The sequence below is a fragment of the Mangrovivirga cuniculi genome (assembly GCF_005166025.1).
GTDB lineage: Bacteria > Bacteroidota > Bacteroidia > Cytophagales > Cyclobacteriaceae > Mangrovivirga > Mangrovivirga cuniculi.
Genome location: NZ_CP028923.1, coordinates 3,547,600 through 3,568,201, shown reverse-complemented (window position 1 = coordinate 3,568,201; position 20,602 = coordinate 3,547,600). Strand labels below are relative to the sequence as shown.

The following is a 20,602-nucleotide window of genomic DNA, read 5'->3' as shown; positions in this document are numbered from 1 at the left end:
CTAGTGGAATATTTGGAGTTTGTACGGTATTATTTTTTAATCAGTTTTCATTTCCTTTTCTTCATTCTTTCTGGTTGATTAAGTTGATATCGAAATGTTACTTAAATTCTCATCCTAAGGATAGTATACAATCCATATTAGAAAGTCAGAATTGTTTATAAGTAAACTCCCTTTCAACAACCATATTAAGTTTGCCATTCTTATAGGTAGTTGTTTTTAATAGATTGTTTTGATCATCCAATACTTGTTCATTACGTAAAGTTTGTAACAGACTATCTTTTTCATTATATATTTTCGCTGCAATCACCTCATCGTGCTCACCATATATGAATATTCTTTTCTCTATCTTAATTAACTGATCGCTGGCATCATAGAATGTTGTTGAATGGGAGATAGGTTTATTAAAACCATTTTTATATTTGAATTCATCTTTTGTCTTACTATCTACCTCTCCCTCGATATTATACCAGGTGGTATTAGATATTAAAGGACGTCCATTTTGATCGTGCGAGGCATGTGTTTCCTGTGCTTTTACGCCTTTTCTATTACTCTTTATGATTTTTAATCTATTTTCATCTAAATAGGTTATCCTGGTTATATATCGATATACCCCATTGGCATCAGTTACTATCGAATCGATTTGGTTGTCTTCGGTAAAATAGGTTTTTCTTCGTCCGGTAGTATCGTAGGGCTCAATCGATAAATTTCGCATATAAGAAGAGGTGATTCGATGATGTTTATCCAGGGAATAGACCATTTCCCATGCTGGTTTGTTAATTTTTCCATTATCGTTCACGAATTTGTATAATTCCTTTACTTCTACAACATCACCATTTACGTATTTGTAATTCATGAAATTTTTATAAATAACAGGATCGTCTTGATGAGTACATCGACTCATGTTTGCGAGTAAGATCAGGAAGACCAGATATTTCATTTGCATGGTTAGTTTAATAAGTTTGATCGATTTACCAGGTATTAGTAATCCTCTACAGGAACATTTATACCAACAATTTCAATTTTGTTGCCTGTTTTGATCGAAGTGATTGCCAGGCTGTGAGTGGTTTGAAGATGAGTGAATTCTAATAAACCCTCGTAGTATTCTAATCCACCTTTTTCAACTATTTTATAATTGTATTTACTGAATTTTATTTTTGTCCAGTCGATCTGGTGATCTTCAGTATACCACTTCAATCCTTTATAATTATTGAGAGCTATTTCCTTCCACTCTTCTCTGGTTATTCTTGTGATATTTTGAATTTCTTGCTCATCGGTAATATTATATTCTTTAACCAGGTTATGAAAATCCCGAATATTAATCATTTGCCGGGCGAATTTTTCTGGTGATAGCTGATCTAGCTTTTTCAGAATATCAAAGACTTTTTGACCCGCTTCATTTGGATCAGTTGGTTTTTTTGTCCTACTAGGTGCATTAAAGCCTAAACAGATTGCCAGAATCATTAAAATTATTCCTTTTAAACTCATTTATATTTATTATTTATTAAAGAATATCATATTGATAATCACATGATCTTTCCACATTTCGGAGAAAAGAAACAATGTTTTGCATCCAGTCTTTTTGAGGTAAATCATCACTTATTGTTAAATCAAATGATAAAGATTCTTCGCCATGCTTAAATGCCTTAGCCAACATTTTGTGTCCTTCCATTTGTAATATTATGTAATTATCAAAGGTGTTTTTGCTGTAGAAGATAAATTTACCATCTACCGGTAAATCATCTTTAAAGATTCCTTTAGCGATGATTTTGCCCTTTCCCTGATAATACATGGCCGCTCCATTTCTTTTTCCCGCTTTATATTGAATTTCACTTACTTTTTGCCCGTTAGTTTTATATAGTGATCTGGTCTGTATATTTTTAGCCCTGTCATAATCAATCGAGGCCAATAGATTATCCATATTCTCATTGGCATACTGTTCCTCCCTGACTAAATCGCCGTTTTCATAATGTAATAATCTCTTGTACCTTGGTACCACACCATTATATTTAATGTTGTTTTTGAAGCTCACTTTATAAGCTTTTCCAAATAGAAAATTAGTTTGCTCTTTCTGAAAACCGTTTTCCCAAATTGCTATTCTCGAAGTATCTCCACTATAATTATATTTTATCCATTTTCCATGAGGGCGGCCATTCTTCAGTTTTACAATTGACGAAATTTCTCCAGAGGAATATTCGTAAAAAGTACCTTCCTCCTTGACTCCGTTAGAATAAATTCCTGTAACCATTCCTTCGGGCCCGTAAAACTTAGCTTCTCCATCCATTTTGTCATTCTTATATTGAATAATTTGAATTGTATCGCCATTTCTGTGGAATTGCTTCAGTAAGCCTTCTCGTTTGCCATCTTTATAATTTTCTTCTTTAACAATAATTCTTCGACCTAATTCAGGATTCCGCGCATAAGTAATTTTCTTACCATGAAGCTTTCCTTCCTTCATATGAGTAATCGTTTTTATTGTTTTATTTTGATATTCAATAATAGTCCCCTCATAGGGCTTGCCTTGCTTATAGGTTGCCGATGCTAAAACATTTCCCCATGGATCATAAAAACGAGCTTTACCAAAATAGTCAATCTCATAAATCAGCCTTTCATTAGGAGCATAGCGCTTTTCATAAATAAGAGTATCATTGCGGTATCGATCCATCCTGTAGACATCTCCATGTTCGAAAAAATATTCATCGCCATGCTTATCGTATCCTTCCTTGACTAATCTTCCGATTGTATCTCCCTTTTTATTGAAGTAAACTGTTTTGATAATTCTTTTGCTGTCTGTAGTTGATTCAATAACCGACTGTTTTACACCTTCAGGATAATAAGTTGTCTCTGTACGGATTTTAGGACTCTTGTATAAAATTGACCTATTTAATTCGCCTTCCTTATTAAAAAATTTATTGCTTATGAGATGCCCTTCTTTGTATTCTTTAATTTGATTTACGATATGGCTAGCAGAAAAACTATATTCCCTGCCAGTATACTTTTGATTGTTTTTAAAGATCAGTTTTGCTAAAAGTTCTCCATTTTGCTTATAAGTAAGTCGAAGAGAATCTTTGTATTCCAGCCAGGCTATCTGTTTTCGGTCTGAATAATGTCTGCGTTTCTCAATCAGATTTCCCTCCCTGAAAGTGAACATCAGGTATTTATCAGTTCTACTTAAAAAATTTCCTTCCTGTCGAAAATCATTTTTGTAAATACCGCTGCAAATAAAATTTCCATTTTCATCTTCATGCTCTATTTTGCCCTCTAGTTTTCCATTTTTATATTGCCCAATTCGCTTAATTCCATGTAGATAATATGTGTCAAAAAAAGGGCCATCTAAAACACCATTTTTATAACTGTGCTTTCTGAAGACAATATCACCATCAAATTCATATTCAGTGCCATTCCAGGGGATTTTATTTTTGTATCGAATTGAATCCAGAACTTTTCCATTCTCGTTGTAATATAAAGTTGTTCTTCCAGCCTCCTGGAAAAGTGTCTTAGATTTTAGTTTCCCATTGTTATAAAAACTCAGACTGGAATCTTGTCGACCCTCAGTGAAATAAGCCAGGTTTAAATTACCATTTCTTGGTTCAACAAATGAAAATAAACCACTCCATATTTGACCTTCTTCTGTATAAGTTCCTACCCCTAACAGCTGACCGCTATTTCCATAAGTTTTGCTTTGGTAAACAGAATCTTTGTCCTGTTTAATAAGGTTTGTCACCATTTTTAAATTAGAGTGGCCATTAGCAGCATAGACTAATTTCTTAACTATATATCCATTTTTATAAGTAGTTTCTATAGCTAGCTTAAATTTCTCAGAAAAAACACTACCATCATAAGGCTGATTTTCTTTGTAGTTACAAATAGTTAAGGTATCTCCCGATTCATCAAATTGAATATAATCTCCCTGTTTGTTTCCATTTTGATAGTTCACTAATTCGGTCAACTTTCCATTTTTATCATACCGTTTTAATTCACCATGAAAAATATCTTCTTCCAAAGAAGTGGAGTAAGCTATTTTCCGTAACCTACCTGAAAGGTAATAGTCTTTAATCTCGAAAACGGAACCCTTTTTTATAGGTCTGACCCTGAAATATAAAGCATTTTCAGGGCGTGTTTCATTCCAGTTAATGTCATAGAAGAGCGTATCATTAGATTGGGCATTTGAATATAAGTCAAACAATAATAGTAGACATATAGAGCAAAACGTTAAGCGCATGGTGTTTTTGTTAAGTATGGTTGAATCTGTGGAATAGTATGCTGAGGATGGCCTGTTCTACATGATAGAATAATGGTCCATTTGTGCTATAAAGGCTTTATCTTAAAAATCTCAATGTTGGTGATTTTGCTTTGTTTGGGATCATATTGGGCTTTGATTATGAATTCATGTAGATATTCAATGATATCCCAATATCCATCTTCTGATTTTTTAGTCTTAATAAGAGAAGGTGCTATGGTCAGTTTTGTATTGAAAACAGCAAATTCAGTATTTGTGTATTTCTGCACGAGATACATATTTCTGTAGATTTCCAACTCTTTAATGGGGTCGATCAAAAGCAGTTTATAAAAGGGGTTAACTGAGCTTAGATCTATGTTATTTAATTTTTGATTAAAGTCATTAATATCTACTGGCTCAAACTGTTCAGTTCGTATCTCAAAATTGTAATTATTTGAGTATTGCTGCATCAATCTTAATTGATATTGCTGAATTTCAAGCTCGTTAGCATGAACAAAACTGTCAACTTTGGTTACAATTAAATCGTTTTGATCAAAATCATATTTTAATAGCTTTTCTGGATTGTAATTATCCAAAAGGGGATATAAGCTAGACCTGAATTCGACTAATTTTTTCTCAAAATCAGAATTCTGTGCAAAAATACATAGACTAATACTCGCAAAAGTAATGGTTAAAAGTTTTTTCATGTTGAATTTAAAATCACGATTACAAAGAATAATCGCTTAGGATACCTGTTTTTTAAATAGGCTACAAAAGTATATTAAAACGCTTCTTATTCAACTTTATTTACACATAATTCATCTATTTAAATCAAATAAAGTGTTAAAAGATGGAGTGATAAAACAAGTTAAAAAGATAATATTTTCTTGTTAATCTGGAAATAATACAATTATAAATGAATCGCGATTGCGAAAAATTGGTTTGATTTACCAAACCGCCTTATGAAATACCCATTAAAACTTATTGTCATGGGTATCTTAAGCAGGGGACTTGTGCGTATATGGATAGAGGCCGTTCACTCAGTGCTACTTTGTAGTTATTGTTAAACTTTTGCTAATACCAAAACATCCATATTAGCCTTCGCTTACGAGGTTAGTGAACTTTTTGAGGTTTCGACGGTGGGCGGGGCGAAAGGATATCATTTTAGGTTTTCTGTTATCCAATTAACCTTTCAAATATTAAAGGTCTAATTGATTTCTAAGTGGCCTGCATGTTTTTTTGTCAATAAAATTTTCCATGATTTTATTTCATCAGTTGTAATTAATCTATCTGAAGGTATTTTAGCACAGGTTAAAATATAAAAAAGGCTGCCTATTTCAGACAGCCTCTTTAGTTCTTATTTTTTTCTAATATTTATTGACCTTCTGTTTTAACAAAGTAGCTTCCGACAAGTGTATTATTTCCTTCCTCCAGATTCATTTCAAGCAAATACCCATCTTCCTGAGTAGTTACTTTTACGGAACCTCCAGTAAAAGCTTTGTAATTATTAGGATCATCACCAACGTTTACTCCACTTGTTTCAGCATTTACCCCTTGATTTTGTCCTGCCACAGTATAAGTTCCAGAAGTTAATTGTGTACCCTGGTGATAAATTTCGAGGGTCAAGAAAAAGGAATTTTGACCATTATCTATGCTAAAATAAACGCTGTATGGCTCATCTATGTTGAAAACTAAATACGAGTCTGACTCAAGATAATAGGTAGTACCAGCATAGATTACAGAATAGTTTTTCGGTGCAACAGCACCAGATGCTATTACAGTTTTTTCAAGTGAAACAGCTTCCTCATTTCCATCCTTTTCATCCTGATACGTGACAGTAATAGACATTCCATTCTCAATTGTCAGCACATTATCATTATTAGTACCTGATTCAGCGCCTAAAATAGTGCTAAGCGAACCTGAAAATTCATTACTGTTGATTGAAGTTTCCGTTAAAGCTACTGTTTCTTTTTCACCTTGAGCACTAACAACCTGAACACTTACTGTTTCTACGACGCTTTCATCCATATTCAAATCTGCATCTGTAACTTTAATATTCAATTCCTGACCTCCTTCAATCGTTTCTGATATAGTTAATGATCCAGATGTTCCTGAACATGTTTTTTCAATTGTATACAGGCAAATATCAGTAGTTGACAATGAAGGCTCAGAATCAGTAAGATCAATCTCTGATTTGTTCAAGGTAACGCCACCTTCGTTAGTAATGGTGAGATTTTGACCATATATGCTTAATTCTGTAGTGTTTTCTAGGTTCGAAGTCCACCTTAAGTTAATTATGTCTTCGCAGCTTTGAATTTGCAAAGAAATTTGATCGGGACAATCAGGGTTTTCATTTTCATTAATTATATCCTCCTCGGCTTTTTTAGTTTCCTGTGGACATTCTTCTGTAGCTATTGTAATATCAACAGGACGATTACCATTTATTGATTGATAACTGTGAAACTGCACGGGAGACTTCGTTCCAGCTGGAATTTCGAGTGTTGTATTTGAATTTGGAGTTGACTCAATTCGATATTTAAGAGTTACGGACTCATCAAATGTTTTTTTACCACTAGGTGCAGAAATGTAATAGGTATATTCAGTAATATTTCCGAAAATAAACGCTGAATAAGAAACCTTAAATTTAGAACCATCACAGATTTCTATATTGTCAACTTCATTTTCGTAACATCCAGAAAGAAAGCCAAAACTTAAGGCAAGTGTAAAAAGTAAAAAGTATTTCTTAAAAATCTTCATGTTTAAAAAATTAGAATGAAAAGCAAAAGTAAATCATGAAACCAGAATAAATAGTAGTATGTATTATTTTTCGATAAATGGCTCCAAAAAGAGTATGGAAGACTGATTTTGATTTCATAACATATTGTTCAACCGCCATAGAATATATTGTAAGTCCTTTAAACTACCGGACCGAGAATTTATCCCCCGGTTTGCATTGCATGTGTTGCCCAAAGGGTTTACCCGGATGCGACACTATGGTATACTAAGCAGCAGCCTTAAAAAACAATGCAAGCAGGAAATAGATCAGCAGATTGGTGCGATCGTGATTCAGGAATTGCAAGAAAATACGTGTCATAAAATCTGCCCGGTATGTAAAGTTGGTCGGTTGGTAACCGTCGCTGTATTTGATGGTCGGGGGCCACTAAGACACTGGAAAAGACTACTGCTAAACCACTAAAAAATGTAACGCCATTGGGCGTAGGGGATTACTATTCCAAAATCGGGTTAAAAACTATAAAAAAGGAACGAAAAAGTCCTGAGGAATAGTAATTCTCATGAATATACAACCAGATTAACTAACAAATACAGAGCTGCTTAAAGGTAATAACCAGAAAATACCCTTACCAAAATCGCCGAAATCCCCATAGTGCCATCTTCCAGCACCGGACTTGTCAACACTGCATTTCCCGATTTTCGGGACAGGCTAAGTTACGGCCTATCGGCCACTCGAATGCTTAGTTATTGGCAGTAATTTTTTATTTCTTCTTATCCATAATATAACAGTCGATAAGGTGATAATTGCAGCACTTCCTATCCACCAGAACCAGTTTGTGTTATCCTTTGTGATTGGAGAAATCGCTCCTTTTTGGTAATTGTCGTAGTTAAACAAGATGGTCTTTACGCCTGACTCATCAATTTTGACAATTCTAGGCCCTTCATGTCCGTTTTTCGACTTGTATTCTAGTATGTATGCGTTACCTGAAAAAAAGTCGACTCCTGTGGGAAACCATCCATCGCTTGAGATGTAAAATGTTTCTGTTTTTTGATTGTCCAGTACTTTTATTATCCGTTTTCCAGCAAGTTCTGCGACATAGACATGTCCATCACAACCAAGTGTAATACCCATAAGGATATCTGCGTGCCGATCAAAAGGACGATCTAATTTGGAAATCAAGTTTGTGGCAATTATTGTTGAACTTCCTGTGCTGTCAATTTTTATCAATTTTCCCAGGCCATCACCTATATCAGGAGCGTAATAATTGCCATTTTCATCAGCATATACAGTTTGACTCCATCCAAGTTTATATTCACTGAGCTTTTCCTTATCTCCATATTGATTTACACGCCACAAATAATTTTCAGCTACAAACACAATTTCTCCAAGTGGTGTATAGGTGCTATTACCCCCATTAAACTCTTCATGATTTAATCTGTGGTATAGTGTGTCAATTTTACCATCGCTGTTGAGTCGAACCATCGTATGATTATTTTCACCGTGAGCGGTAATCAAGTTTCCATCAGCATCTAAACTGACGTTATGAGCATGAAAGTTTTCAAATAGAAGTTCGAGTTTTCCTTTGTTGGTCAACTTCCAAACCGACCCCATTTCATTATGCAGAATGTCTGCGAAGTATATGTTTTCGTTTTGATCAACAACAATACCCCATGAAGGATGTGCATGTGTGATTTGTGATATCACCAATAAGATTGTCCATGTGAAAATGTATTTTACGGTTGCCATTTGCTTTAATCTTAATGTTCGTTAAGGCAGATGGTTTACAAAGTTAAGGGCACGACCTGTCCCGAATTATTCGGGATGCTTTACACTAAAATCGTACTGAGCCTTATCGATTGTTGTTTAATTCTTATATCATTTTCATTAAAGTATCCTAAAAATACGTGTCTATAGAATACCTTCCAAATCGAGTTTACGAGATTCATGAATTCCATTAAAAATAATTATACTATGAATAAATCCCATTACCTATTTCCTCAGCAGCAATCTGTCTGCCAGTTAAACTAGCTGTAATATACACCCAGTAATAACTCTTCCATCTTACTGATCCATTTTGAGTTACATTCATAACTTTCATATGTGTATGATAGTCATAGGATGGTATTTTTTCAGGAAAGGGTCGATTTGAGAATGTATGTATTACAGCAGGAGTTTCTATTTCCAGTGCTTCATGAGGTCGTTCGACATTATATTCTTTAACAAACTTATTCAGCCTTCTTTGCTGCGACTTAAGGTCATGTGCAGGAGGAAGAGCGCAAGCAGCTTTAAGATCCCGATGCATTCTTTCGTATCTTCCGTTTTGTTCTGGATGAGCTGGATCAGAGAATACTGGTAAGATGCCTAAGTCTATAAACCAATAGGAGAGTTTAGTAAATCGTTGGATTGATCTTACTGAGCCAAAAGGACTTCCATTGTCAGTATGAATCTGCTTTGGTATTCCATATAGTCTAAAAACTCGTGTAAACTCTTCTTTAGCTGCTTTAAATGCTTCTCGGTAATGTGCTTTAGCTGTAAATAAAAATCTACTTCTGGAATCGGCTATAGTGAGTGGATGACAATATTTCTTGTTGCCCATTTGGAATTTACCTTTATAATCCGCACTCCAAACTTCATTACAATGTTGCGGATCAAAGATCGGGTAGATTGGCTTGACTCTTCTCAGTCGTTTCTGAGGGCAAACTAAACCGTTTTTAGCCAGTATGTTGTGTACTGTAACCACTGATGGTATGTCTTCAGGTTCACAAACGTTAAACAGCAACCGATGGATTTTTTTAGTTCCCCATCTAGGATATTTAGCCTTAAATGAAAGAATTTTATCGATGATGAATTGCTTGGTTTGATTTGGATGATTTTGAGGTGCCCTGGATTGTTCACGTAGACCTTCTAACCAATACTTTTCATCCTTTTGAATCAGCCTGTATCCTGTGGGACGGGAGATTTCAAAGGTTTTACAGAGTTCGGTGAAGGTGTATTTCTGAGTTAACCATTCACAGATAAATTCAATTCTTGTTTCCATAATAGTTTGTACTTTCCAAGGCATAGCAGTATGATTTTAGATCAATCAATTTACTATGTCGAAAGTGTAAACTATGTCCCTTTAACTCTGTAAAGGATGTCCCTTTATCGTACCTAATGGTGGGCAACGTTTAGTATATGGCAAGTAGGGCAGTAGAAAGTGATACGTTTCAGTTTGGTACTAAGCCAAATATAATATTTTGCTTTTATCTTTTTGTTGAAAATGCCAAATTTTATATTTGGCGACTTTGTAAATAAACATAGACCTTTCGGCAAGCCTAAACCGCCCTATGTTTTTTATACCTTGTTAGCTACTTCCTTTATTTCTTCATTTATAAATTCTAATTCATATTCACACCCATTCTCATTAATCTTTATCTCAAATTCAGAAGAATGAGCTTTATCTCCTGTTGGAAACCAATCCTTAATCTTTTTATTGATACATATAAACAGTCCGTTTTCGTCTCCAATCGCACAGAACCGCTCAAATCCACCGTCGAAAATCTCAATATTTACTATTTTTTCTAATCTAGAAAATGTTGTTTCAATATCACTCACAGGCATTCCGATTTCTGAGATTTCAAGTAATGAATTAACACTAAACTCTTCTTTGTTTTCAATTTTCATATTTTTCCGAGCTATGAACTCAACAATATTCTTGTCTATATCATAAAAATAAATCGCTTTTGCATTCCAAAAATCAAAGTCTTGAATTTCAGTCTTACCTTGTTTAAGAATTGTTACTCGTTCTTTTAGCCATTTTAAAGCTTCGGTTTCTTTATTGCTGGGAATATTTATTGCAAAATGATATGGTTTAAATTTTTCACTCTTGACAATCTTGAGTATTGACTTTCCAACCATAAATCGTGCTTCGGTTTCAGACGTTTCAATCAAGTCCAGACCAATCTGATTCGAATAAAAATCAATTTGCTCTAAGAAATTTTGAGAATATATTTTCAGTTCTTTAATCTGCATTTTTCTGGTTGTAGCTAACGTCTACACTATGGCGCGATTTTATGTCCCCTGTAGCATAAAAATGCGGTTATAGTGAGTGTTGTGAAGTGTATTAATTTGTTGAAATATTTAATTTCAGATTACTTCCAATAGCTCTTATTACCTTCAAAATAGTATCAAATTGAGGTTTTGAATTTTCTGATAGAGCTTTATACAGACTAGGTCTACTCAATCCAGTTTGTTCTGCGATTTTTGACATCCCAATTGCTTTGGCGATGTGACCCAAAGCAACAACAATATCTCTTGAATCCCCCTCTTCTAAAACCGTATTTAAATACTCCTGAATCATCTCGTCATCTTCAAGATAATTAGCAATTTCGAATCTTGTAGTTTTCATTTAAATCTTGTTTTTATACTGCTCCCAAAGTTCTTTTGCTTTTTTAATGTCTTTACTTTGGGTTGATTTATCTCCTCCAATTAATAGCAATACAAGTGTATCTCCACGTTCTTTAAAATATACCCGATACCCTTTTGCATAATGTATCCGTAATTCGGAAAGACCTTCGCCAATTGGTTGGCAATCGCCATAATTACCTTGATCCTCTATTCTCTGTAGACGGAGCAAAATTTTAGCTTTTGCTTTTCTGTCTTTTAACTTTCGAAACCACTTTTCAAATTCAGTGGTTTGTTCAATTATATACATACGTAAATGTATTCACTTGGATACAATAAAACAAGAATTTTAATTTGGAATAGTAGTTTTATGCTTCACAACGGGCACGTGTAAAAATCCGTGCGCCACATTTAATTAAGGAGATGAAGTTAGCAATTTTTACATTGAAGCCAATGGCTTGATTTTGTTACCTGCAATAATTACGATTAACATTTTACCTCGCTTGCCAAAAATTGCGGGAATCCACCACTTTGCTTGCCTGAAACTGCTGAAGCGCATGGTTTTTACATAGTGTGTGTGCCTTGAATGGCGAATATAACTCATGGAAATGAGTGTTCCAAAGGGTGAAATACGTTGTATTCATGAATTCGATATAATAAGATAACTCTATGAATAAAGTCCCGGATGCGCTGGGGTGACTCCTGGAAGCAAAGCAAGTGGCAATGCCTGTCCCGATTTATCGGGAGTTGTCAGAAGTGATTCTGGAACTGAAGAAATGCTCTGCATTCATGAATTCCATTAAATAAATTATAAAAACAATGAATAAAACCAGAGTGCGGTGTCTGTACTGACGGACAGAAACTATATATAGAGGCCATTAGGTCGGATGAGGTAGCACTACCTGTCCTGGTGACGGGATCATAATGAAGTATAAAACCCGGAAAGGGAAATACCGAAGTGATAGATGTAGCAGGAATAGACACAAGGAAATTCGTCTTACCGAGAGGACAGAGCGTTAAGAAATTGTCTGGTAGACAATTTTAGCGATGAGCCAGGTTGCAGGGTAGGAGTATCAATTTGAGAAGTCAGCAGGACCTGTTCCGCTTTGCGGAAAGCCATAGTACCAACGGGCAAACGAGCTGTCACCAAAACGGATAACGACAGAGGGCTCACAAAGTTGGGAAGGGCTGAACGTCAAACATGTCTTAATTCGTGTTGGAATGCCAGTATTCTGGGATAGCCTTCACTTAAACGGACAAGATTAACATTTAATGATAGAGAAAGTACTACATGCAAAGAACCTGACAAAAGCCTACCACCAAGTGGTGAGTAACAAAGGCGCGGCAGGCATTGATGGAATGAGAACAGACCAACTGGGCGATTACCTCAAACAGTATCGGTCCAGGATTATTCTCGATGTGATGAACCGTAAGTATCTGCCACAACCTATCAAAGGAGTGGAAATTCCGAAGGGCAAGGGCAAAACCAGACTACTTGGAGTACCTACAGTAGTAGAGCGCTGGCTTCAGCAGGCAGTTAGTCAACAACTAGCTGCAAAGTTCGAACTGACTTTTGAACCAGAAAGCTATGGCTTCAGACCACATAAGAATACTCAACAAGCTGTTCGACAAAGCCTGAAATATAGGGCAAAGCGAGAGCTTTGAGCCAGGTTGTGCGAAGGGATGGGTATCAGGATATAGTCGATATTGACCTGAAGAGTTTCTTTGACGAAGTGCAGCACTACAAAATCCTACAACTGATCTACAATCGGGTAAAATGCCAGACAACCCTTAGGTTGATTAGAAAATGGCTTAGATCACCGATACAGATAAATGGTAGATTGTATAAGCGTAGAAGGGGCGTGCCTCAAGGCAGTCCCCTTAGTCCCCTGCTGTCAAATATCCTGCTGGATCAACTGGACAAATACCTGAAAGAAAAAGGATATAAGTTCATTCGCTATGCTGACGACTTTAGTATTTATACAAAATCGAAAGCCGAAGCAAACCAGATCAGCAAGGATGTAGCTAACTTCCTAAATGGAAAATTAGAACTACCAATTAACAGACAGAAAAGCGGGGTAAGACGACCAAATACTTTTGAAGTACTAGGTCATGGGTTTGTACCGATATACCAAAAGGGGAAACGAGGCAAATATCAGTTAGTAGCCAAACCATCAGCATGGGATACCTTGAAACGCAAGCTTAAACAGATTACCAGAAAAACGCTACCATACAGTTTTCAGGAACGCATTCAGAAACTCAAAGAAGTGTATAGAGGTTGGGTCAATAACTTCCGACAGGGAAGTATTAACGCCAAACTCAAGAAACTCGATGAGTGGCTTTGATGCCGACTAAGATACTGTATCTGGCATGACTGGAGGACAGAGCGTTGAGAAATTGTCTGGTAGACAATTTTAGCGATGGGACAGGGTGACGGGGAGGAGAGCGAAAGCGTAAAAACCTAATCAGATTAGGTATCAATCAAGGCCAAGCCTATGCATGGAGCCGGACAAGAAATGCGAAGCATTGGCTTCGCCGAATCTATTTTTGATTTGACGAAGCAAATCAACGATTTCGTGAATACGATTGAAAACTAAACAATACAATGAATAATGGGAGGGTGGGCAGTTGCTCAAATGCTTCGCATTCATGAACTCCTTTAAAAAATCAATTGAAATAGTGAATAAAGCCCCATCTTAGGTACAACGATTACCGAATCCCGACTCAGACGAAGAGGCTATGAAAGCATGGTTACATACTATCAGAAAGTGAAGATTTGATTTGGCGAACCGCCGTATATGCTCACGAGCACGAGAGTGCGAAGGGAGGGGCATTGCCCAACGTACGTACGGTGGTGTGAGAGGCGCACTGACAGTCAATTGGCTGTCAGCCGTCTACTCGATTAGGTTGCGTTTTTCGTTTCAAAATTATCTCTTTTCCTTTCTGACTACTAAAATGTAGAATATCCTTGGATTCACATAATCCGCATACCCAAGTCTGGTATTTTACTTTACCAATCCAGTTTTTTATGTTTTTTAGTTTAGGTTTCTCAATCTTATCGCAATGTTTGCAGTACGCAAGCTCCCTTGTTTTATCATCAATGTTATATTTCTCTGTTTCAAGGAACAATTCAAATTCTCTTATTATAAAACTGTCCGCATTCTTAAGAGTCAATCCAGAGTTGAATATTGTATGATTGTCATATTTTAAGTAATCCAAGTCTTCGTCTATCTCGTAAAACTGAACGTATTTTTTAGAATAATCTGTGGAGCGAACTATGTCTTGCATTATTGTCAGTCCGTCCATTGGTGCGATTTTTTTATTTACAACAGATTCTGCAACATAAACAGCATAGTTTTCAATTAATTCAAAATCAGTCCTATTAATATCAAATCCTAATTCGTCAATTGTCTGCCAAAAATACTGCTCACGTTCTTCTGTTGTATCCGAATCAAGTCCTGCAAGAATTATTAAGCTTTCGGAATCAAATCCTTTGCCCATAAGCATTATCGCCCAGTCAATAAGTTTTTTACTGTCAAAGTGCGACAATACTCTTTGAGCTAATATTTTATACGTCTCTTCCTGTACAAAACTTCTGATTTCGCTGTCAATCCAGTTTGTTTTAGGAATCTGATATTCTTCAAATGCAAAATCAATTATCGTTTCAAAATCGTCCTGCAGATGGTCTGCGAGGCATTTATCGTTTAAGTCATATGCATACAGATACCATCCAACATCAGGCAAGTCCTCCTCAATCTTGAATCGTTTGTCTCCAAACTTACATTCTAATATTTTAAATTTTGAATCTGTATCCATTGTTTCTGTGCTGTTGCAAATGCAACCTAACGTACAGCTATGATGAGTGGGGATTAGAAAGCACTAACCTCTCGTCTCGCACATAGCCACGCCTTGATATAAATATAAAACTTGTGGCGGACTTTCCAATCCACATGTAAGTATCCTGACCAATGGTACCCCATTCATTCATAGCATTTGTTGTAGTTTCGTTTTCTTCTTTAAGCTTCTACGGAATGGTTAATTGGATTATTATTTTCCAGTTCAATAACTATTCTTGAAAAACCATCTTTTAAGTTTATCAAATCCATTTCCCACTTCATTTCTTTTCCATTAATACCCTCTGGTAGAGTTATTGATTCAAGTCGATATTCCTTTTTCAATTGATCATCCGAAATAAACTGTTCAGTTTCCACAATGTACTTAGTCAACGAGTTCCAAATACTTGTAAAATCTGTCTTGATAGATTCATATGCTAGTTGCTGACTTTTGTTGGACTTCTCTTTTGAAGTTTTCAAATACAAAGTAACGGGTGTATAAACTTTTTCAAGCTCAATATCCTTGTCCAAATAAAAACAGCCATCGGATTTATCATAAGTCGACCCCATTTCTCCAAAATAAGAATCCTTAATTGCTTTTGTCTTTAATTTATTTAACAGCTTTTTCATCATCTCAGTAATGAACTACAACGTTCGATGTATGAGTTGGGGCGGATTATCGTGCCGATTTCGCGTCCGATAGGACAGTGAAATCCAGCGAGAATCCGGCGCTTGAGCTGGCAGTACTGCCGACATAACTGCATACATGCTGTTATAGCCTTTTATTTACCTTTTTTTCAAATTTATCAACATCCAATATAGTTTTAAATGGTGTGATTTTAGGATTCAAAATATGAATATTATATCCATCTACTTCTGAAGAAATTAATCCATTATCAAGTCTCAAAACAGACGTGATGCAAGATGGAGCATAATATTCATTTCCGTTGTTTGATTCTTTTATATTTAAACCGACAATTATTGTATTATCTGATTCAACGAATATTTCAGTACAGTCAATTCCTCCTTCGTATATTTTAATGGAGCTCTGATCAATGGTGCCTTTCAAGACATCAGAAATTAAAATTTTTCCCTTGTTTGAATTCGAATCTCTAATAAACTTCCCAATGATTACTGCATCAAAATTCTTTACATTCGATATAAAGTCGTTTTTGATCTTATCCGAACAAGAGCATCCAATTGAATAAAAAGTGCTTAGAATAAATAATATTGGTACAATTAATTTAGTCATTTTAATTGGCTATAACGAATGGCTAAGTGCCACTCGGTGGCTCTTATTCCATATATGTATTTGGTTTTCCTTGCAATATAATGCCTGAGTCACTATTTACAAAAATCTGTTTGAACAAGTATGTGGCTGGTTTCATATTTCTAAATTATCTAATGGACTTTTAATTTCATTCATTCCTTTACTTGTGATATGGGTGTATATTTCTGTTGTTTTACTGCTTGAATGGCCTAGCAAATTTTGGATGTATCGTAAATTTGTCCCTCTTTCTAATAAATGTGTTGCAAAACTATGCCTCAACGTATGAAGAGTTGCGTCCTTTTTTATCCCAGCGTTCTTTTTTGCCCTGTGAAATACTTTTCTTAAGCTACTCGAAGAATATTTTTCCCCTCCCTGGCCCTCAAACAACCATCGTTTGGGCTTATACTTTTTGTAATATTCTCGTAATAACGCCAACGTCTTTTCCGATAATAGGGTAGTGCGGTCTTTTTTGCCTTTGGCGCCTTTTACATGAATCAACATACGGTCACCATCGATATCAGAAATTTTCATATCGATCATTTCTCCGACACGCAAGCCTGCACTATAGATTAACGTCAGCATACACCGGTGCTTCAGATTCATTGGTGTTTTAAGCATGCGCACCACTTCTTCTTCACTCAGTACCACGGGCAATTTTTTCTCTTTACTGGGACGGTCGATCCAGTAATACTTCCGGTCTTCTCCTTTTATTTTTTCCAGGTAAAATTTTATGGCGTTCACTGCCTGGTTTTGAGTGCTTTGAGATGCCTTTTTATCATGGATAAGATATAAAAGATAGTTTTTAACCTGCTCATCAGTCATCGTATCCGGATTTTCGATCCGGCAATAGGTTAGAAAATCTGAAAAATAATAGAGGTAGGTATCAATTGTGCTTTTACTATATCGCACTGTTTCCAGTTTGTGAATGTATTCTTTAGGTACAGGGACCCGTCGCTTCTTTCTTGTGAAAGGATTTTTATTTTTCTCTTTGTTAGTATTTGTTTTTTGTGAAACACTGCTTTTCAGCATATCTGAATCATATTTTTCAAGGATTTCAGGGCTTATTTGTAAATGATATTTTGATAATACTGTTTTAATCTCCCGGTAACTGCGTGGGGTATCGTCAAAATACCAGTATTTGTTTTTCGGGTACCACTTTCTCCCTTGTATCGATTTTACTAGTTCAATAATCCTTTTGTGGTATTTAAACTCACAAACCAGATAGTTTTTATTATCGATTTTTTTCAACAGAATTTCAATCATAAATAGCCGAATTATTCTGCTGGTAATTACCGAAATGTTTCGAATTTAAACGTTAGACTAAACGTTTATATACGTATATTATGCGTATAATCTCACGGATAATTTTATTCGCCAAATTAAAAGGACATATTTAAAATGGGGTTTTTATATTAATTTTGATTGACAGGTTGTAAATCGATTGAAATAAAAAAAGCCTGCATCGAATGATGAGGCTTATAATGATAAAATATTTTATTAAATCTCTTACTCTCCTTCCGGTTCTTCCGGTACTTCAGTAACTGTGATCTGTTGAAATGTAAATTCTGGAGTTTCAACTATATTGCTCTCGTGAAGTTCTCTGTCTACGATCTGTGCCTGAACTTTTACGGTATCATTTCTAAACACTGAGAAAATAGCTGCAGAATACATGTTATATCTTAATTCTCCTTTTAATGCTTTTTCATTTTCTTCCAGGTTAAGAATCGGGAATCGACCATCATATGTATCGGCACATAAAAACGGATCCGTTGTTCTTAAATCATATTCCTCCCATACGCCATTCCTTTTCACGAAGAAATCAATGAAAATATTGTTGTGATATTTGTTTCTGTCAACTAAAAAGGTATCAACCTCATTGCCATCCGGCACAATTTCATAATCGACACAATTAAAATCAGGGTCACCGGCTCTGTCACCATACATTACCGGTTCTCCATTATCAAATACCAGGTCAAATGGCTGATAAGGAACTCCAACATCTACCGGACTAAGTCCTAAGTCCCCGTCACCATCTTCGAAATTCAGGACAAGGGATAAATTTTTTGTAAACCCGGTATCGTAATAAGTTATGTCGTTATAACTGATTGTCGGTTGTGGAGATAATGATGGCGGTCCGTCACAAAATGCCGCTGTACAGAGAATAAAAATTATTGCTAAAAACGCATTATATTTCATGTGTGCTCGTCTATCTTTAAATTAAAGATATGTAAATATTTACAATATTAAAACGAACATTAATGTCAGATAGTTTAAAGGAAGAGATCTTAAATTTATCGACTGGTGATAAAAAGGGTTTTAATAAGCTCTCTCTTCGTGTATTCAGACATCAATCAGAACATAATGAAGTTTACAGGCAGTATCTAACTTATCTGTCAGTTGATCCGTACTCGATCAACAATGTCGATGAAATTCCTTTTCTACCGATAGATTTTTTTAAAAAGCACCGAATTAGTGCCTCAAATCAATCACCACTGGAGATCTTTACAAGCAGTGGCACCACGGGTTCAAATACTTCCAAACATGAACTCTACGATCGGAATTGGTATGAAAAGATCACGAATAAATTGTGGGAGGAAAAATATTTCCCCTTATCTGACTGTGTGGTGCTGGCCCTATTGCCTGGCTATCTGGAAAGAAAAGGATCATCGTTGATTTACATGGTCGATCATTTTATAAAATTATCCAATGATAAACGAAGTGGCTTTTTTCTTTATGAGCACGGAAAATTATTTAATTTGTTAAATAGCCTGAAAAAAGAAGGAAAAAAGGTGGTGTTATTCGGGGTGACTTTCGGGCTACTGGATTTTACCGAAAAATATCAATTGAATTTCCCTGATCTGATTGTCATGGAAACCGGCGGAATGAAGGGAAGGAGAAAGGAAATGACCAGAACCGAAGTTCATGATATTTTGAAAAAATCATTCGGAGTGAATTCAATTCATTCGGAGTATGGCATGACTGAATTATTATCCCAGGCTTATTCTTCCGGTGATGGTGTTTTTGATCCGTCATCCACTCTTGATATTATGGTAAGAGATACCAATGATCCGTTTTCATGGGTAGGAGAGGGTAAAACCGGTGGAGTAAATGTAATCGACCTGGCAAATATTGATTCGTGTTCTTTTATCGAAACTCAGGACCTGGGACGCAAGTTTAGCGATGGAAGATTCGAAATCCTCGGGCGGTTTGATAATAGTGATATCAGGGGGTGTAATTTGATGGTGTTGTGATATTGGGGTGGGGCTGATGTTATTTACCGCCCTGGTTAATGTGCTCATGAAACAGTTGATAAACTACTCAGGCCGCTTTGGTTCGTTTCCTCACTTACCGGTTGATAACGGATCAAAGATCCTAAATTATCTTTGGTTCCAGATGCGCTGCGCTAACATCTGGAACAGCTTCGATGATATAATGAAATAGGAACTATAGAAATCTAAATTCTGGTAGTTAGAATAAATTGCTTAGCAATTTGCTCTGTGCTCTCTTTGTCTTCGTGATAAATATTAAACAGCTTGCTGTTTTTATCTGCGTACTCTGCGATCTCTGTGGTTATAATTATACAGCTTGCTGTGTTCCCATGATGAAGTTTCCGCTTATCAGGGTCTTCGACTTTGCGACCTTTGCGTCCCCATGACGAACTTAAAGGTTGTCAGGGTCTAAGGATTTGCGGTGTATTTTATAAAGCTTTGTCGCCCTGGTTTGTGTCCTCACGAACCGGTTGAAATAATTAATTAGTGTAATAAAATTCTATTTTGAATCTCCTAATTATATATGTTAATATTTTTTTCTTGTCCTTTTTTCTTGATAAAAAATGGACCAAAAAATCAAGACAATATCAAACCTCCTTCCCCACAAATCTCCCCACCCTCGTGATATTGTCATATCTACCGCGCCTTTCTATGTTTCATTTTATTGAATTGTGATTTTAGTATTCCTTTTGCTTCTCGTTTTCCGAACTTGTTGTGTCAATTTTTCTTTAGGTCCCAAGCTTGTAAACGAAGGTTTTCTGTCCTCCATGTTTGGATAAACTGTGTTTATTAAAAAGAATTTTCCCATCTGATATTGATATCGAAACAGCTTGCTGTTTTTCTCTGCGTTCTCTGCGATCTCTGTGGTTATAATTATACAGCTTGCTGTGTTGTTTG

At 35.7% G+C, this 20,602-nt stretch carries 18 protein-coding genes and 1 pseudogene; 4 read left to right on the top strand and 15 right to left on the bottom strand.

Translation table 11 applies throughout. The annotated features are described in order from the left end of the window. Positions 1-145 precede the first annotated feature (145 nt). From DCC35_RS15755 to DCC35_RS15735, 5 genes are all read right to left on the bottom strand, one after another. A complete protein-coding gene (locus DCC35_RS15755; RefSeq protein WP_137091713.1) occupies positions 146-937 on the bottom strand; it encodes a hypothetical protein in 792 nt (263 codons plus the stop codon). A 41-nt stretch (positions 938-978) separates the two neighbouring features. Further along, complete coding sequence (locus tag DCC35_RS15750; RefSeq protein WP_137091712.1) at positions 979-1,485, bottom strand: hypothetical protein; 507 nt, start codon at positions 1,483-1,485, stop codon at positions 979-981. A gap of 16 nt (positions 1,486-1,501) precedes the next feature. Next, the gene (locus DCC35_RS15745; RefSeq protein WP_175402841.1) at positions 1,502-4,183 is read right to left on the bottom strand and encodes a toxin-antitoxin system YwqK family antitoxin; all 2,682 of its coding nucleotides are present in this window, start codon (positions 4,181-4,183) and stop codon (positions 1,502-1,504) included. 122 nt (positions 4,184-4,305) lie between these two features. After that, positions 4,306-4,923: a hypothetical protein gene (locus DCC35_RS15740; RefSeq protein WP_137091710.1), complete on the bottom strand. Its 618-nt coding sequence runs from the start codon at positions 4,921-4,923 to the stop codon at positions 4,306-4,308. Between the two features lie 667 nt (positions 4,924-5,590). Further along, entirely contained in the window at positions 5,591-6,973 is a 1,383-nt protein-coding gene (locus tag DCC35_RS15735; protein ID WP_137091709.1) for a hypothetical protein, read from the bottom strand. 169 nt (positions 6,974-7,142) lie between these two features. Here DCC35_RS15735 and DCC35_RS22240 point away from each other — a divergent pair. Continuing rightward, positions 7,143-7,412, top strand: a pseudogene (locus tag DCC35_RS22240) (transposase); the annotation flags it as partial. A 258-nt stretch (positions 7,413-7,670) separates the two neighbouring features. Here DCC35_RS22240 and DCC35_RS15725 read toward each other — a convergent pair. The 5 genes from DCC35_RS15725 to DCC35_RS15705 all read right to left on the bottom strand — a co-directional run bounded on the left by DCC35_RS15725 (position 7,671) and on the right by DCC35_RS15705 (position 11,643). Next, on the bottom strand, positions 7,671-8,696 hold the full coding sequence (locus tag DCC35_RS15725; RefSeq protein ID WP_137091708.1) for an NHL repeat-containing protein: 1,026 nt from the start codon (positions 8,694-8,696) through the stop codon (positions 7,671-7,673). Between the two features lie 223 nt (positions 8,697-8,919). Further along, a complete protein-coding gene (locus DCC35_RS15720; protein ID WP_137091707.1) occupies positions 8,920-10,011 on the bottom strand; it encodes an integrase core domain-containing protein in 1,092 nt (363 codons plus the stop codon). 272 nt (positions 10,012-10,283) lie between these two features. Further along, positions 10,284-10,961, bottom strand: coding sequence for a VOC family protein (locus tag DCC35_RS15715; RefSeq protein ID WP_137091706.1), 678 nt, complete (start codon positions 10,959-10,961; stop codon positions 10,284-10,286). 91 nt (positions 10,962-11,052) lie between these two features. After that, the gene (locus DCC35_RS15710; RefSeq protein WP_137091705.1) at positions 11,053-11,337 is read right to left on the bottom strand and encodes an addiction module antidote protein; all 285 of its coding nucleotides are present in this window, start codon (positions 11,335-11,337) and stop codon (positions 11,053-11,055) included. Continuing rightward, on the bottom strand, positions 11,338-11,643 hold the full coding sequence (locus tag DCC35_RS15705) for a type II toxin-antitoxin system RelE/ParE family toxin (RefSeq protein WP_137091704.1): 306 nt from the start codon (positions 11,641-11,643) through the stop codon (positions 11,338-11,340). It abuts the gene before it with no gap. A gap of 962 nt (positions 11,644-12,605) precedes the next feature. Between DCC35_RS15705 and DCC35_RS21585 the strand changes: the two genes are divergently transcribed. Together DCC35_RS21585 and DCC35_RS21580 are read left to right on the top strand one after the other, a co-directional pair. Then, on the top strand, positions 12,606-12,998 hold the full coding sequence (locus tag DCC35_RS21585; RefSeq protein WP_262710349.1) for a reverse transcriptase family protein: 393 nt from the start codon (positions 12,606-12,608) through the stop codon (positions 12,996-12,998). After that, positions 12,995-13,678 (top strand): reverse transcriptase domain-containing protein, encoded by a 684-nt coding sequence (locus DCC35_RS21580; RefSeq protein WP_262710348.1) that lies wholly within the window; start codon positions 12,995-12,997, stop codon positions 13,676-13,678. The genes DCC35_RS21585 and DCC35_RS21580 overlap by 4 nt, the downstream gene beginning before the upstream one ends. A gap of 541 nt (positions 13,679-14,219) precedes the next feature. Here DCC35_RS21580 and DCC35_RS15695 read toward each other — a convergent pair. The 5 genes from DCC35_RS15695 to DCC35_RS15675 form a co-directional block, all read right to left on the bottom strand. Next, positions 14,220-15,149 (bottom strand): hypothetical protein, encoded by a 930-nt coding sequence (locus tag DCC35_RS15695; RefSeq protein ID WP_137091703.1) that lies wholly within the window; start codon positions 15,147-15,149, stop codon positions 14,220-14,222. Positions 15,150-15,349: 200 nt separating this feature from the next. Continuing rightward, positions 15,350-15,796, bottom strand: coding sequence for a hypothetical protein (locus tag DCC35_RS15690; RefSeq protein WP_137091702.1), 447 nt, complete (start codon positions 15,794-15,796; stop codon positions 15,350-15,352). A 142-nt stretch (positions 15,797-15,938) separates the two neighbouring features. Then, positions 15,939-16,418: a hypothetical protein gene (locus tag DCC35_RS15685; protein ID WP_137091701.1), complete on the bottom strand. Its 480-nt coding sequence runs from the start codon at positions 16,416-16,418 to the stop codon at positions 15,939-15,941. 132 nt (positions 16,419-16,550) lie between these two features. Further along, on the bottom strand, positions 16,551-17,699 hold the full coding sequence (xerA, locus tag DCC35_RS15680) for a site-specific tyrosine recombinase/integron integrase (protein WP_217495858.1): 1,149 nt from the start codon (positions 17,697-17,699) through the stop codon (positions 16,551-16,553). A 243-nt stretch (positions 17,700-17,942) separates the two neighbouring features. After that, positions 17,943-18,632: a hypothetical protein gene (locus tag DCC35_RS15675; protein ID WP_137091700.1), complete on the bottom strand. Its 690-nt coding sequence runs from the start codon at positions 18,630-18,632 to the stop codon at positions 17,943-17,945. Positions 18,633-18,694: 62 nt separating this feature from the next. Here DCC35_RS15675 and DCC35_RS15670 point away from each other — a divergent pair, with 62 nt between their 5' ends. Next, a complete protein-coding gene (locus DCC35_RS15670; protein WP_137091699.1) occupies positions 18,695-19,687 on the top strand; it encodes a LuxE/PaaK family acyltransferase in 993 nt (330 codons plus the stop codon). The last annotated feature ends 915 nt before the right edge of the window (positions 19,688-20,602 follow it).

Bases quoted from the DNA above. Each gene is read 5' to 3' on its own strand.
- DCC35_RS15755 (WP_137091713.1), bottom strand. From the start codon at position 937: ATGAAATATCTGGTCTTCCTGATCTTACTCGCAAACATGAGTCGATGT.
- DCC35_RS15675 (WP_137091700.1), bottom strand. From the start codon at position 18,632: ATGAAATATAATGCGTTTTTAGCAATAATTTTTATTCTCTGTACAGCG.
- DCC35_RS15690 (WP_137091702.1), bottom strand. From the start codon at position 15,796: ATGAAAAAGCTGTTAAATAAATTAAAGACAAAAGCAATTAAGGATTCT.
- DCC35_RS15725 (WP_137091708.1), bottom strand. From the start codon at position 8,696: ATGGCAACCGTAAAATACATTTTCACATGGACAATCTTATTGGTGATA.
- DCC35_RS15720 (WP_137091707.1), bottom strand. From the start codon at position 10,011: ATGCCTTGGAAAGTACAAACTATTATGGAAACAAGAATTGAATTTATC.
- xerA (WP_217495858.1), bottom strand. From the start codon at position 17,699: ATGATTGAAATTCTGTTGAAAAAAATCGATAATAAAAACTATCTGGTT.
- DCC35_RS15695 (WP_137091703.1), bottom strand. From the start codon at position 15,149: ATGGATACAGATTCAAAATTTAAAATATTAGAATGTAAGTTTGGAGAC.
- DCC35_RS15705 (WP_137091704.1), bottom strand. From the start codon at position 11,643: ATGTATATAATTGAACAAACCACTGAATTTGAAAAGTGGTTTCGAAAG.
- DCC35_RS15685 (WP_137091701.1), bottom strand. From the start codon at position 16,418: ATGACTAAATTAATTGTACCAATATTATTTATTCTAAGCACTTTTTAT.
- DCC35_RS15740 (WP_137091710.1), bottom strand. From the start codon at position 4,923: ATGAAAAAACTTTTAACCATTACTTTTGCGAGTATTAGTCTATGTATT.
- DCC35_RS15750 (WP_137091712.1), bottom strand. From the start codon at position 1,485: ATGAGTTTAAAAGGAATAATTTTAATGATTCTGGCAATCTGTTTAGGC.
- DCC35_RS15710 (WP_137091705.1), bottom strand. From the start codon at position 11,337: ATGAAAACTACAAGATTCGAAATTGCTAATTATCTTGAAGATGACGAG.
- DCC35_RS15735 (WP_137091709.1), bottom strand. From the start codon at position 6,973: ATGAAGATTTTTAAGAAATACTTTTTACTTTTTACACTTGCCTTAAGT.
- DCC35_RS15670 (WP_137091699.1), top strand. From the start codon at position 18,695: ATGTCAGATAGTTTAAAGGAAGAGATCTTAAATTTATCGACTGGTGAT.
- DCC35_RS15715 (WP_137091706.1), bottom strand. From the start codon at position 10,961: ATGCAGATTAAAGAACTGAAAATATATTCTCAAAATTTCTTAGAGCAA.
- DCC35_RS21585 (WP_262710349.1), top strand. From the start codon at position 12,606: ATGATAGAGAAAGTACTACATGCAAAGAACCTGACAAAAGCCTACCAC.